13 protein-coding genes are annotated in these 14138 nt (G+C 41.5%); 6 read left to right on the top strand and 7 right to left on the bottom strand.

Annotation, left to right across the window (positions count from 1 at the left end; genetic code table 11):
- The first annotated feature begins 467 nt into the window (after positions 1-467).
- Positions 468-2687, top strand: a complete 2220-nt coding sequence (locus GO009_RS15445) for an NADP-dependent isocitrate dehydrogenase (RefSeq protein ID WP_163627493.1) — start codon at positions 468-470, stop codon at positions 2685-2687.
- Between the two features lie 87 nt (positions 2688-2774).
- On the opposite strand, the gene GO009_RS15440 is transcribed toward GO009_RS15445, so the two are convergent.
- Positions 2775-4094, bottom strand: a complete 1320-nt coding sequence (locus GO009_RS15440; RefSeq protein ID WP_163627491.1) for a GntP family permease — start codon at positions 4092-4094, stop codon at positions 2775-2777.
- Between the two features lie 57 nt (positions 4095-4151).
- On the opposite strand from GO009_RS15440, the gene GO009_RS15435 reads away from it, so the two are divergent.
- Positions 4152-4388: a DUF6095 family protein gene (locus GO009_RS15435; protein ID WP_163627489.1), complete on the top strand. Its 237-nt coding sequence runs from the start codon at positions 4152-4154 to the stop codon at positions 4386-4388.
- Here GO009_RS15435 and GO009_RS15430 read toward each other — a convergent pair.
- Positions 4385-5023 carry a DUF4294 domain-containing protein gene (locus GO009_RS15430; protein WP_239057489.1) on the bottom strand — a complete coding sequence of 213 codons (639 nt, stop codon included), beginning with the start codon at positions 5021-5023 and terminating at the stop codon, positions 4385-4387. The genes GO009_RS15435 and GO009_RS15430 overlap by 4 nt on opposite strands.
- Positions 5024-5206: 183 nt before the next feature.
- Here GO009_RS15430 and GO009_RS15425 point away from each other — a divergent pair, with 183 nt between their 5' ends.
- Together GO009_RS15425 and GO009_RS15420 are read left to right on the top strand one after the other, a co-directional pair.
- Positions 5207-6295 (top strand): M42 family metallopeptidase, encoded by a 1089-nt coding sequence (locus GO009_RS15425; protein ID WP_163627485.1) that lies wholly within the window; start codon positions 5207-5209, stop codon positions 6293-6295.
- Between the two features lie 356 nt (positions 6296-6651).
- Complete coding sequence (locus GO009_RS15420; RefSeq protein WP_163627483.1) at positions 6652-7200, top strand: NUDIX domain-containing protein; 549 nt, start codon at positions 6652-6654, stop codon at positions 7198-7200.
- Here the strand turns inward: GO009_RS15420 and hisS are convergent.
- Together hisS and GO009_RS15410 are read right to left on the bottom strand one after the other, a co-directional pair.
- Positions 7184-8572, bottom strand: a complete 1389-nt coding sequence (gene hisS / locus GO009_RS15415; RefSeq protein ID WP_163627481.1) for a histidine--tRNA ligase — start codon at positions 8570-8572, stop codon at positions 7184-7186. The two genes, GO009_RS15420 and hisS, sit on opposite strands and share 17 nt — an antisense overlap.
- Before the next feature lie 320 nt (positions 8573-8892).
- Positions 8893-9363 (bottom strand): DUF6495 family protein, encoded by a 471-nt coding sequence (locus GO009_RS15410; RefSeq protein ID WP_163627479.1) that lies wholly within the window; start codon positions 9361-9363, stop codon positions 8893-8895.
- A 184-nt stretch (positions 9364-9547) separates the two neighbouring features.
- Here GO009_RS15410 and GO009_RS15405 point away from each other — a divergent pair, with 184 nt between their 5' ends.
- Positions 9548-10018, top strand: a complete 471-nt coding sequence (locus GO009_RS15405) for a DUF4168 domain-containing protein (RefSeq protein WP_163627477.1) — start codon at positions 9548-9550, stop codon at positions 10016-10018.
- Positions 10019-10211: 193 nt separating this feature from the next.
- On the opposite strand, the gene GO009_RS15400 is transcribed toward GO009_RS15405, so the two are convergent.
- Positions 10212-10943 carry an NUDIX domain-containing protein gene (locus tag GO009_RS15400; RefSeq protein WP_203532465.1) on the bottom strand — a complete coding sequence of 244 codons (732 nt, stop codon included), beginning with the start codon at positions 10941-10943 and terminating at the stop codon, positions 10212-10214.
- A gap of 87 nt (positions 10944-11030) precedes the next feature.
- Here GO009_RS15400 and GO009_RS15395 point away from each other — a divergent pair, with 87 nt between their 5' ends.
- Positions 11031-12659 (top strand): carboxylesterase/lipase family protein, encoded by a 1629-nt coding sequence (locus tag GO009_RS15395; protein WP_163627475.1) that lies wholly within the window; start codon positions 11031-11033, stop codon positions 12657-12659.
- A gap of 139 nt (positions 12660-12798) precedes the next feature.
- On the opposite strand, the gene GO009_RS15390 is transcribed toward GO009_RS15395, so the two are convergent.
- Together GO009_RS15390 and GO009_RS15385 are read right to left on the bottom strand one after the other, a co-directional pair.
- Complete coding sequence (locus GO009_RS15390; RefSeq protein ID WP_163627472.1) at positions 12799-13026, bottom strand: helix-turn-helix transcriptional regulator; 228 nt, start codon at positions 13024-13026, stop codon at positions 12799-12801.
- 3 nt (positions 13027-13029) lie between these two features.
- Positions 13030-13518: a DUF2975 domain-containing protein gene (locus GO009_RS15385; protein WP_163627470.1), complete on the bottom strand. Its 489-nt coding sequence runs from the start codon at positions 13516-13518 to the stop codon at positions 13030-13032.
- Between the last annotated feature and the right edge of the window lie 620 nt (positions 13519-14138).

The raw sequence follows: 14138 nt of genomic DNA, 5'->3' as shown, positions 1-14138 counted from the left end.
CATCACGATTATATCAAATTTTAAAGTTGACGTTCTTTAAAACTGTGGATTCCCTTTTAATTGGTAACACTACTGATCACAAAAGGAATTTCGATTTGGGAAGTGCTTTGGCAGAACCCAATGAGAAATAATAAATTTTATGTGCGAATGGAAGAGCAATTTTCCGTTTTGATAAAATTTAGGAATACAACAGCACGCTTTGCAAAATGTAGTTTAGTTGAAAAATTAAAAACATAGCAGCGTATAAACGTCGAAAGGGCAATAGATGTAATCTGATAGATTGCAGTTTTGGTACCACCAAACAAATCTTGAGTCCTATCTGAAAGCCATATCTTTTGTAAAAAAAATGATATGGCTTTTGTTTTTTTCACAAATTCTTATCAAAAGCACACACTTTTAGCCACTTCCATTCGTGCTTCACGGCCCATAAATCGTATATTTGCAACCGCTCAAACAAATACATATAAATGGCTAAACTTTATTATACCAAAACAGACGAGGCTCCTGCCTTAGCAACATTATCATTCTTACCCATTGTAAAATCTTTTACCGAAACCGCCAATATTGCCGTAGAAACCAAGGATATTTCTTTGGCCGGTAGAATTGCCGCCGTATTTCCGGAATTGTTAACCGAGGACCAACAAGTTTCTGACGACCTGTCCATTTTGGGCGAACTCGCCAAAACCCCTGAGGCCAACATTATCAAACTTCCAAATATCAGTGCTTCCATCCCACAGTTAAAAGAAGCCATTGAGGAACTTCAAGGAAAAGGCTATAAACTGCCAGATTACCCAGATGAACCCAAAACAGACGAAGAAAAAACCATTAAGGCCAAATACGACAAAGTAAAAGGTAGCGCGGTAAACCCGGTGCTTCGTGAGGGCAACTCAGACAGACGCGCTCCAAAAGCCGTTAAAAACTACGCCAAAGCTCACCCACATACCATGGGCGAATGGTCTTCGGATTCCAAAACCCATGTAGCTACCATGTCTCATGGTGACTTTAAGGCCAACGAAAAATCGTTGACCATGGCCCATGCCGAGGATATCCGAATTGAATTGGTGGACACAGCGGGCAATACAACCGTGCTTAAAGATAAACTTTCCCTGTTGCAAGGTGAGGTTATCGATGCCACGGTGATGAGCAAAAAAGCATTGGTAGATTTCTTGACCAAGGAAATCGCCGATGCCAGAGAAAAAAACATCTTGCTTTCCTTGCACTTTAAGGCTACTATGATGAAGGTTTCCGACCCAATTATTTTTGGACATGCTTTGAAAGTATATTTTTCTGAATTGTTCAAAACCTACGGAGATACTTTTGAAAAATTGGGAATCAACCCAAACAATGGCCTAGAGACTTTGTTGGACAAAATCGGGGAACTGCCCGAAGAGCAGCACAAAGAAATTGAAGAGGCCATCAAATCCAGCATAGAAAACGGACCCGATTTGGCTATGGTAAATTCCGACAAGGGGATTACCAACCTTCATGTACCTAGCGATATAATTATTGATGCCTCCATGCCTGCCATGATCAGAAACTCAGGTAAAATGTGGGACAAAAGCGGAGAGCTTCAAGATACCAAGGCCATTATTCCAGACAGTAGTTATGCTGGAGTATACCAGGCCACTATAGATTTTTGTAAGGCACACGGTGCTTTTGACCCCAAAACCATGGGAACTGTTCCCAATGTAGGTTTAATGGCCCAAAAAGCCGAAGAATACGGTTCACACGACAAAACTTTCGAAATTGAAAAAGCTGGAACCGTAAAAGTAGTCAACACAGCTGGCGAAACATTGATTGAACACGCTGTTGAGGAAGGCGATATTTGGAGAATGTGCCAAGTAAAGGATGCCCCTGTTCAGGATTGGGTAAAATTGGCCGTATCCCGTGCCAGGGCCACCAATACCCCAGCCGTTTTTTGGTTGGATGAAAACAGGGCACACGATGCCGAATTGATCAAAAAAGTAAACCTTTACCTAAAGGACCACGATACAAATGGATTGGACATCAGAATCCTTTCCCCTATCGAAGCTACCAAGTTCACCTTGAAGCGCATGAAGGAAGGAAAAGATACCATTTCTGTATCGGGCAACGTATTAAGAGACTACTTGACCGACCTCTTCCCTATTTTGGAAGTTGGTACCAGTGCCAAAATGTTATCCATTGTACCGTTGATGAACGGTGGTGGATTGTTTGAGACCGGTGCCGGTGGTTCCGCTCCAAAACACGTAGAACAATTCTTGGAAGAAGGTCACCTTAGATGGGATTCCCTTGGGGAGTTCTTGGCACTAGCTGTTTCTTTGGAATTCTTTGGAGAAAAGAACAACAATACAAAAGCCCAAGTTTTAGCTGATGCCTTGGATAAGGCTACTGAAGAATTCTTGAACCAAGACAGATCACCATCCAGAAAAGTAAACGAACTGGATACGCGTGGAAGCCACTTCTACCTTGCATTGTACTGGGCAGAAGAACTGGCCAAACAAGATAAAGACGGTGAACTAAAGGCTGTATTCAGCAAGGTTTATGATGCAATGTCATCCAACGAGGAGAAAATTGCTCAAGAATTGATAAACGCACAAGGATCGCCCGTGGATATCGGAGGCTATTACCTTCCAAACCCTGAGATGGCTTCAAAAGCTATGCGACCTAGTGAAACTTTGAACAATATTCTAACTTCTATAGGATAAATAATTTCAAAATTGCTTTAAAAATGCAAATCTATGTTCTTCTGGGTTTGCATTTTTTTGTTTTTGATGGTAGGTAAACCCCCATCATCAAACAAAAAAGTACAGCAACAGTATCATTAAAATACCTACAGCCCCCTGAACCAATGTGCCTAGGGTATGTCCTCGTAGTGCCGTTTTTACCTTCATATTGGAAAATTGCGAAACTACCCAAAAATAACTGTCGTTGATATGGGAAACGGTCATGGCCCCTGCTCCAATAGCCAAAACGGCCAAAGCCTTGTCTGTAATAGAAACCAGCCCAAAAGTCTCCAGTAATGGCGCTATGATGGCCGAAGTGGTTATAATGGCTACTGTGGATGACCCCTGAGCCGTTTTAAGCACGGCTGCAATCACAAAAGCAATCAAAAGCCCAGCAACCCCCGTACTGGATTCCAAATTAATGATGGATGCAATGTCCATAGTACGAAGAATGATCCCAAAAGCCCCTCCTGCACCAGTTATGAGCACAATGGCACCTGCCTGCTTAAAAGCTTCAGGCACCCATCCTTTTTTGTCTTCGGACGGTACATTCCTACCTAGGGCGAACGCAAAGAAAACACCGATGAGCAATGCAATTACAGGACTGCCCAAAAAGTTGAAAATATTGAAAACCCAACCTTCACCCAAAGGGTGTGTTGGATAATCTACAATGGACTTCATCGCAATCAAAATTATGGGAACGAGCAAGGGGAGAAAAGCTTGAAATGGTTTTACTGTAGATTGAATCTCCTCTTTTTCTTTCTGTAGATGGGCAGTTTCATCTTCCTTTAAAGATTTACCTATGAACCGTGCCCAAAAATACCCTGAAATAGAAACAGGAATGGCAACTACCAGCCCAAAAATCAGTACCATGCCCAAATCAGCATCTAAAATGGCTGCCGCAGCCAGCGGTCCAGGTGTGGGAGGCACAAAAACGTGGGCAGAATATAAGCCTGTGGCCAATGCAATGGCAAAAACCAAAGTAGGAATCCCCGTTTTTTTACTGATAGCCTTGTTTAAGGAGGAAAGTATGATGTAACCCGAATCGCAATACACCGGAATGGAAATGACGAATCCAGCCAAATTCATCGCCAATGGGGAACGTTTTAAGCCAATCACTTTTAAGATGCTGTTGGCCAAAACCTGGGTGCTTCCCGTTCTTTCCAAATAAATACCGATAACAGTTCCGAATGCGATAACCAATCCAATACCCGAAAGTGTATTTCCAAAGCCTTCGGCCATGGTGGACATGATATCTTTAGGCGCAATTCCCAACAAAAAACCAGAAGCTATGGCAGCAATGGTCAGTGAAAAAATGGGGTGCATCTTAAATTTTACGGTTGCAATAATAATGAAGAGGACGACAACTCCAAGAACTAGTATTTCCATGGTCAATTTTTGGCGCTATTTGCTCTAAATATAAGCTAATATTCCTACTTTGGTCCCATGAGGCGAACTAACAAGGAACTTCTGGTAAAAGGAATAAAATCGTTTGGCTACACCGTGCTTGCCATGTTTATGGGGCCATTTTTAATCTACGAGGCCTTTAAAAATGAGGGGCACCCTTTTTATTGGCCTGTTTTGATTTTGGGCATTATCTGCGCCATTTTGGCCATCTATTTAGGGTTTAGGTCTGTAAAAATTGTAATGGACGCTGTTTTTGGTAAGAAACCTAAAAATTAGTTGCCCGTGCTGGACGGTTTGCTTTTCCATTTATTGGTGAGTTGGGCGTAATCATAATCCAAGACCGATTCTTGCCGTTCCAACCTGCTTGCAGCAAAAGCACGTTGTAGAATGTCCTCTATTAAATAATCCTCATGGATTTCTTCGGGCCTAAACTCTTCCTTTAAACTGATCTTGAACAAGCTTGCCGTGGTGTTGTACCAAAATGCCCGCCAACCGCTACGGAGTTCCTTTACCAAATCAAAAGCGGTTGTTCCTGTTTGACGATGAATCAGTTTTACCAAAATCTGTCCTTCGGTACGGGTCAATTTTTTTAGTTCTTCGGAAAACTCCCCTTCAATATATTTTTGAACCTTTCGGGTATAACGCCTTTGGTGCCTACGTTTTTTTATGAGTTCTAAGCTATCATTGAGCTCTACTAATCGTTCTGCGGCCAACTTGGCATAAGGGTACACCTTCAAGGTTTTTCGTCGTAGAATGTAATAGCGAAGTTTATCATTGCGGTTTGCGAACTCCAGTTTTCCAAAAATGTAGACTTCGTCAAGTTCAATGGAGCTCATCAAAATGGAGTCTCCCTCAAACCGAACATAATAATCGGCAATGGAATCGTTGACAATGGAATCCTTGGGGTTCATCAACGAATCCTTTTGCGGTTCCTGAGCCAACCCAAGGGTGTTAATTACCAGAAAAACAACAAGAAAACAGTTACGCAGCATAACATTTCTTTCGCAATAGTCTTGCCAAAAGTAAGTATAAAGGTGTGATTTGGCTATTAAATAAAAGTGAATATTCTTATGTTTGTGTACTAAATCAGATACATGGCAAAAGAGAAGATCATCAACGAAAAATCCCTTGAATTTTTAGAAAAATACTTGAACAACCCATCCCCGACAGGTTATGAATGGGAAGGGCAGAAAATTTGGATGGACTATGTAAAACCTTATGTGGACGAATTTATTACGGACACCTACGGAACGGCGGTTGGAGTTATCAATCCAGATGCCAAATACAGGGTTGTGATCGAGGGGCATTCCGATGAAATTTCTTGGTACGTTAACTATATCACCGATGAAGGTCTCCTTTACGTTATCCGAAATGGAGGGAGCGACCATCAAATTGCCCCATCTAAATGGGTAAACATCCATACCAAAAATGGTATTGTAAAAGGTGTTTTCGGATGGCCCGCCATCCACACAAGGGACAAGGCCAAGGAGGAACCACCGAAATTGGACAACATATTTATTGATATAGGCGCCAAGGACAAGAAAGAAGTGGAAAAAATGGGCGTGCACGTAGGTTGTGTGATCACTTACCCTGACAATTTCCAGATTCTGAACAAGGACAAGTTTGTTTGTAGGGCTTTGGACAACCGTATGGGCGGTTTTATGATTGCCGAAGTGGCCCGTTTGCTCAAAACGAACAAAAAAGAGCTTCCTTTTGGACTGTACATCACCAATTCGGTGCAGGAAGAGATTGGGCTTCGTGGTGCTGAAATGATCACACAGACCATAAAACCGAACGTAGCCATCGTAACAGATGTCTGCCACGACACCACTACCCCCATGATCAATAAAAAGACTGAGGGTGAGACCAAAATCGGTGATGGGCCTGTAATTTCTTATGCCCCTGCTGTACAGAACAAATTGCGAGAGCGTATTTTAGAAACAGCGGAATCCAAAAAGATTCCGTTCCAGCGTAATGCATCATCAAGGTACACGGGAACGGATACCGATGCCTTTGCGTACAGTAACGGAGGTGTGGCGTCTGCATTGATTTCACTGCCTTTACGTTATATGCATACTACGGTAGAAACAGTACATAAAGATGATGTAGAAAATGTTATCCGGTTGATTTACGAAACTTTATTGAACATCAAAGAAGGGGAAACTTTCAGTTATTTTGATTAAAACTTGTCATTTCGAACGGATGTGAGAAATCTCACGCTTAGATTTCTCAATCGATACTTTGTATCTCATTTCGAAATGACACAAAAATCTTAAAGCATCGTAATCCAAAAATAGGTTACGATGCTTTTTTTGTTATTGGTTGATTATCATTGTTTGCCATCATCCTGTCCCCAATAACTATCGGGATGGTTTCAGGGGCTTACAACGAATGGATTCCTGCTTCCGCAGGAATGACACTAGCACCTATCATCCTATGTTTGTAAGAGGATGACATAGAGAAACATAAAAACCGATTTCAAGAAATTATATTCCATCTCGACTGCGCTCGATGTGACAATTTCTTATCTTTATATAATATGGATGAGCGCATTGACATTTTGGACGAACAAGGAAAGCCTACGGGGAAATCCTGTTTAAAATCGGAAGCACACCGCAAAGGATTGCTCCATCCTACCGTTCACGTTTGGCTCTACACATCCGATGGTCGAGTTTTGATTCAGCAAAGGGGCAGAAATAAGTCCACCCACCCTTTACTTTGGGATGTCTCCGTCGCTGGCCACGTTGCTGCAGGGGAAGAAATTGTAACCGCTGCCATACGTGAAGTTGAAGAGGAAATTGGCCTTACCATATCAGAACCCGATTTGGAACCTTTGGGCACTTATAAAGCCGTTCACAAAATTGCTGAAGATTTTATAGATGCGGAACTACATCATATCTTTTTATGCAAGTTGAACGTTCCTTTGAATCAACTTACCAAACAGGAAAGCGAGGTCGAGGACTTGGCATTGGCACCCCTTTTTAAATTTGCCGAAGAAACTTGGGGTTTGGCCAGTGTGGGGAAATACGTGCCCCACGGCCCTACCTACTACAAAACCATCATTAAAGCGATTAAAAGTCGGACTTAACTTTTTCCGCAAATTCTTCGAGCGAATCTAAAGCGTAATCGTTTTGGTCGCCTGTCTTCATGTTTTTGGCTACAAACTTACCATCGGTCAATTCTTGGTCCCCCAAAAGTATCACGTAGGGAACACCCCTTTTATCAGCATACTTAAATTGCTTCTGCACTTTGGTATCCATTGGGTATAAATCCGCCCTAAGTCCTTGTTTGCGCAGTCCAGACACCAATTTTAAGGTTGCCATCCCCTCTTTTTTCCCAAAATTGAGGCAAAGTACGTCCAACGAAGTATCCAGGCTGTCAGGGAACAGATTTAATTCTTCCAGAACCAAGTAAATACGGTCCAGTCCAAAGGAAATCCCCACACCGCTCACATCTTTGAGCCCAAAAATACCAGTAAGGTCATCATAACGGCCTCCACCGCCAATGGAACCCATTTTTACGCCTTCGGGTGCGGCGACTTCAAAAATGGCACCTGTATAATAGTTAAGCCCGCGGGCAAGGGTTACATCCAACTGCAAATTGGCCGACTGCAGCCCGACCATATCCACGGTGGAGATAATCTCTTCCAATTCGGAAACACCCAACATTCCGACCTCGGAGTCGGCAAGAATGGTTTTTAGTTTTTCCAATTGTTCCGAAGCGGTACCTGTCATATCAAACAAAGGCTGTGCATTGGCAATAGCAGCTTCGGAAATTCCTTTTTCCATCATCTCCGTTTTTACCTTCTCCTCCCCTATTTTATCCAACTTGTCCAAGGCCACAGTAAAATCTACCAATAAATGTTTGGCACCGATAACTTCGGCAATTCCTGAAAGTATCTTTCGGTTGTTGATTTTGATGGTGGCTCCTTTCAGTCCCAAATCGGTGAAAACGGCATCATACAACTGTATAAATTCCACTTCTTGAAGCAAGGAATTGGCGCCAACCACATCGGCATCACATTGGTAAAACTCACGGAAACGCCCTTTTTGCGGACGGTCGGCACGCCACACAGGCTGAATTTGGTAGCGTTTAAATGGAAAATCAATTTCATTCTGGTGCATCACCACATAACGGGCAAAAGGTACAGTAAGGTCGTAGCGTAGGGCCTTTTCTGAAATTTTCGGCGTCAACGAGGCTGAATTCTTAGAACTATAGGTTACATCATCCACTTTGGAAATAAAGTCTCCCGAATTCAATATTTTAAATATCAAACGATCGCCTTCATCCCCATATTTACCCATCAGGGTTTCCGAATTTTCGAAAGAAGGAGTTTCAATCGGTTGAAAACCATAGGTTTCAAAATGTTTTTTTATGGTCTGGATGATATAGTTACGCTTGGACACCTCTGCAGGTGAAAAATCGCGGGTTCCTTTAGGTATGGATGGTTTCTTTGCCATGTGGTGTTAAATTCTCGTGCAAATATACGTTTTAGGTTGAAGATGCAGTAGGCAGTAATCAGTTAACAGTTGGCAGTGGGTAGTCAAAGGTTTCGGATTACGGATTACGGGTTTCAAGCACCAAATCCCAGATTCCCTGCTTGCCGCAGGCAGGCAATAACCTGATAACAAAATAACCCCGTAGGCAGTTGCAGTTGGTTCTAATCATGTGCCTCTATTTTCTATGCGCTGTTTTAATGTATCCCGTACTTGACACGAATGGCACGAATGACCACAAAACCTTTGGGCTTGATTCTTGAACTTGGTCTTTAAATTTAAGATTATTCCATTATCTGCTCAAACCATTGGTACAGTTCCCCTTTGGTAATGACAGCTCCCTGCTTGATAATTTCAAATTTATCCATATTCTTGTCCTCACCATACGCCTTGGAAGCGGATAGGTATTCCACAAAATCAGATTGATAGTTGCGCTTGAACCAGCCAAAACCTACCTCGGTCCTCAGGTCGATTTCAGGATTTAAAATCTTAACGGACAGGAGCTTCATCTCTTTTTCTGTTAAGTGGAACAAATGCATGTGCCGTTCGGAAATATTCTCCAAATATTCCACTTTGCTCAATACCCCTTCCCAAATCAAATCACTAAAAACGTCTATTTCCTCCTCGGCTACTTCCGGCTTCTCCTTTTTTAAATTATCCCACTCATCTGCGGTGATGGACTGGGTCGCCAAAAAGTTGATGAATTCGGGATGGAGTTCCTCTAATTGCTCCTTGGTCAATCGTTTATATTTCATGCTGCAAAAATATAAAAGGCTAGGTAAAACCACGGTGTTTTTGACTCAAGAAAACCGTCGAATCCTTGAATTCGTTACAATTTCTTTAAGTTTAGATTAACACCCATAATCCCGGTGATTTTTGGCAAGCCCTTTTATTTATTGTAGTTTCGGAAACTAACATTTTTAATAAAACACGTACAGAATGAGATTTTTGAAATCATTTAAAACTTTAGCGGTCTGTATTGCAGCCATTGGTGTAAGTGCTTTTGCACAAGTCAATGCACAAGAACAAGTACAGGTTAGCGATGCGGAATTGAATAAAATCGCCTCGGCATTCCAAGGTATTCAAAAAGTGAATATGGAAGCTCAGCAACAAGTAATGAAAACTGTTGAGGAAAGTGGTTTTGATGCCAATAGGTTCAACGAAATGTACCAAGCCTCTGCTTCTCCGGAAAAAACAGTAGATGCCAGTGATGAGGAAAAAGAACGTTTTGGCAAGTTGATGAACGAGATTCAGCAAATGCAGGTTGGTTTTACCGAACAAATCGAAGAGATTATCAGTAATGAAGGCATGAGCATAGAACGTTACCAAAAAATAGCAATGGCGTTACAAAGTGATGCCGAACTACAAGGTAGACTAAGAACCAAGTTGGAAGAACAACAGCCTGAATAGTTTTTTAAAAAAAGAGGCTGTCTAAAAAGTCCGTTTTAGTCAAACTGAACATGTTACATCTTTCATAATAACCTGTTTGTCAATATGGTGGACATGGGTTAACGGGGGAAATGGTGTATTTCAATGCTTTTAAGACAGCTTCTTTGTGATGTCGAACTCATCTTATATTCACTTTCGTCACTCATATATGGTTTTAGCCGATTGTCGTATGGGTTGTCTTAAAACTGTACAGATAGGGAGCCTTATGGGAATTTCCAGAAAACCTCTTTTCATGACGCAACAAGGTATTTGCACCCAACATTTTTCGTTGAAAACCACTTCGGTTAAAAGAGGTGCCGGTAATGGCCTCATATACCTGTTGTAGCTCTTTCATGGTAAATTTTTTGGGAAGCAAATTCATGCCCAATAGCTTTTTGTCCAGATTTTCTCTAAGGGTTTCAAGTGCTTTTTCAATAATTTGTTGGTGATCCATCATCAAGGGTGGTAGCTCATCTAACGAATACCAATCAATTCCGTCGGATAATGGGTCTGGTTTTGGCATCACTTTTTCAAAGTTGATCAGGGCATAATAGGCAACGGTGATAAACCGGTCCAATAACCAACTATGCGATGTTATGTCCAGCCCGTTCATTTCCAAAATCCGTTTCATGGGCTCTGGGTCAAACCGTTTCACATCACCAAAGGTCCGAAATTGCTCCAAATAGATGTTCTTGAGCCCCGTCCTCTCGCTCACCCCTTTTTTAACAGCTTCTTCTAAACTCTCATTGCGTCTAACAAAACCGCCAGGAAGCGCATAAAGTCCCGTATTTCGATACTCCAGTACAAGTATTTTCAATTTCTTGCCGTTAAAACCAAAAATAACTGAATCAAATGCCAGGTTTGGAATGTAGTCTTCTTTGTTAAGGATCTGTTTTTTTGGGGCCAAAATGAAATTTTTTTTAAATAAAGTATATTTTCTCGTAAAAACAAAGTACTATTGTAACAATATGTAACAATAGAAAAACAAGATATAATGAAAAAGCGACTACTTTCCGTGGCGTTGGTTCTCTTTGTAATGTCGGAACTGAGCTCACAACAGAAAAACGCCTTTCCTGTTCAAGCCAAACTCAAGAACGGTATTATTGAAGGGCTTTACGATACTCATACGGGTATCCAAAAATATTTTGGAATACCTTTTGCAAAACCACCGATCGGTGAATTGCGATGGAAGGCCCCCCAGCCCTTGGACCCTTGGGAGGGTGTGGTAGAGACAAAGCGTTTTGGCCCAAGGCCTATGCAAGCCATGGTATTCGGCGATATGAAGTCCCGCTCCAATGGCGTAAGTGAGGATTGTCTTTACCTTAACGTTTGGACACCTGCCAAGCGTAACGATAAAAACCTTCCCGTTCTGGTATACTTTTATGGGGGCGGGAACGTTGCGGGAGATGCATCGGAATATAGATATGACGGTGAAAGTATGGCGAAAAAGGGCATTGTGGTTGTCACCACCAATTATCGCCTGAATATTTTCGGGAATCTGGCCCATCCAGAGCTGTCTGCCGAGGCTCCTTACAAAGCATCTGGAAATTATGGACAGCTAGATCAAAACATGGCCCTTCAATGGGTACAGGAAAACATAGCTGCCTTTGGCGGAGACCCAAATCAAGTGACCATAGCTGGGGAATCTGCCGGATCTATTGGGGTTAGTGTACAAATGGCCTCCCCTTTGTCCAAAGACCTTATTGCAGGAGCTATTGGGGAAAGCGGAGCTGCCATTCCACCAACTATGGCACCAATTCCTTTGGCAGAGGCGGAAAAGCAAGGTGTACAATTTTTGGATAATGCCGGTATCAAGAACATTTCTCAATTAAGAAAATTGAGCACACGTGACCTGTACGAGATTTATAATGAATCCCAGAGATTTGGCTTTCCTATGGTTATTGACGGGTATTTACTCACCAAGTCCTTGCCCGAAACCTTTGCCTCACAGGAGCAGGCACAGGTTCCATTATTGGTTGGATGGAATTCTGCCGAAATACCTGGTATGGCCTTTACCCAAGGCCCCATTACAAAAGAGGTATTTGTAGCTAAAGTGAAGGAGGCCTATCCGGAGAACCATCAAACTGTATTGGATCTGTACCCACATAGTACAGAAGAAGAGCTTCAATGGGCAGCAACGAACCTTGCTTCCGATCGTTTTATAGCCTATAGCACATGGAAGTGGTTCGACTTACACCGCAAGAACAGTGATCAACCCGTATATCGCTATCTATACAGTAAAATAAGACCTCCGTTAAAGGATAAAAACCTAGTATCTGGATTGGCGGGTGGTACCGTGGAAAAAAATTCCAATGCCCCACAAATGCCCAAGCCCATTGGCGCGCCACATGCAGCTGAAATCGAATACGCTATGGGTAATCTGCATCTTGTGGATGATTATGCTTGGACCGCCGAGGATTACAAGGCTTCCAAAACCATGCAGCAGTTTTTTGCCAATTTTATTAAGAGTGGAAACCCCAATGGTGAAGATTTGCCCAATTGGGAAGCAGTAGAGCCCAAAGCAAATGAACCCGCCGTAATGATCATAGATACGGAGAGCAAATTGACCAAGGCCGTAGATGATGCGCGGTACGAGTTTTTGGACAAGGATTACAAAAATTAATCCTGCTAGTTTGTAAAACAGCGATAAGACACCTTTGTTGTCGAGCATCTTTTCTACAGGGGGCAATGCCAAAAAGGCTTTGCCCCCTGTATGATTGTTAGGAACAATATCATAAACATACATATTAAGCAGGTCGCAGTTATCTAGTGATTGTGCTTTGTTGGTCATCAACATACTCCAAGATGTCGCCTGGTTGGCATTCCAATACATTGCAAATCAATTCCAGTGTGCTGAACCTAATTGCTTTGGCCTTGCCCGTTTTAAGTATTGAAAGATTTGCCAATGTCAAGCCTACTTTCTCGGAAAGTTCATTTAAGGACATCTTCCTCTTGGCCATTACTACATCTAAATTTACTATAATAGCCATATATTAAACGGTTAGATCATTTTCAGATTTTATATTCAAACCGTTTTGAAACAGCTTGAGCAAAACTGCGGCAAATACAGCCACTACAAATGGAACAGCGGCCAAAATTAACCCCATTAATATGACGCCGGGCGCATCGTCAACCTCTCCCACATAATATATATAAGGCATCCCCCCAGTGTACAACAAACTTATCGTAAAAGCACTCAACTTAATTTTGTTTAAGGCTTTGATCGATACATTTGAAAATGCTTCGTTCCTATCAATAAAAAGCAATAGTCTGTGGGCTTGGTAGAGAGCATACAGGAAAGGAATTTCAGTCACACATATCCCCAATAAAATTGGCCTAAACATCCCTACGCTATCGGAGGTAATGGATACATACAATAAAAACCCAAACAAACAGATTGCTGCGATAGCTAAAAATATAACAACAAATTTTAGTAAGAGAGTGGAGCCTCGATCTGTAATTTGTGATTTAATGTCTTTCATTTCTCTTAATTTTTGAATACTGAGGCAAATAAACCAATATTTATTGAAAAACAATAAAAATTTATCGAAAAAAATTATGAGTAATTGAAAATATGTCAGTTTCTTTTAGGAAATTTTTAAGAATATCTGTCATTCCTTTCATTATTTAGACAATGAAAATGAGTTTAAATTGCCATTTTGACATTTCAAAAACCATTTTTGCGATAATAATGTATGATTCATGGTTTGGAATACATTTTGACTAATTGTCAACCGGTATGTTCCAATAGTTTAACATTTAAAAATTTTAGATTATGGAGAATAAACCGGTCAAAGTTAGATTAGTAGGTAAAAGTGGAAGAAACTATAACATCCAATTTCCCTATCTACATATACCCGTAACTGTCAACGAAACTCTTTATCGAAGAATGTTAAAAAGCCCTGATTACCAGTTTGATAATGGTATGGAGAGGTTTAAAGAGCGTGCTGCAAATTGAACTAAAGTTTATGCCTATTGATTGGCATGAATGAATAATTTGAAGATTGTGTTCCAACCTTTTGACTTGAATAGGTTCCACGTTGCTTGGCAGAACCAAAGTTTTGTATGACAAAACGTATTGTCGCTGTAGCAATTTACAAAT

Source organism: Allomuricauda sp. TY007 (genome assembly GCF_010468565.1).
GTDB lineage: Bacteria > Bacteroidota > Bacteroidia > Flavobacteriales > Flavobacteriaceae > Flagellimonas.
The sequence above is the reverse complement of the archived record's forward strand: the minus strand, read 5'-3'. Positions and strand labels throughout refer to the sequence as shown.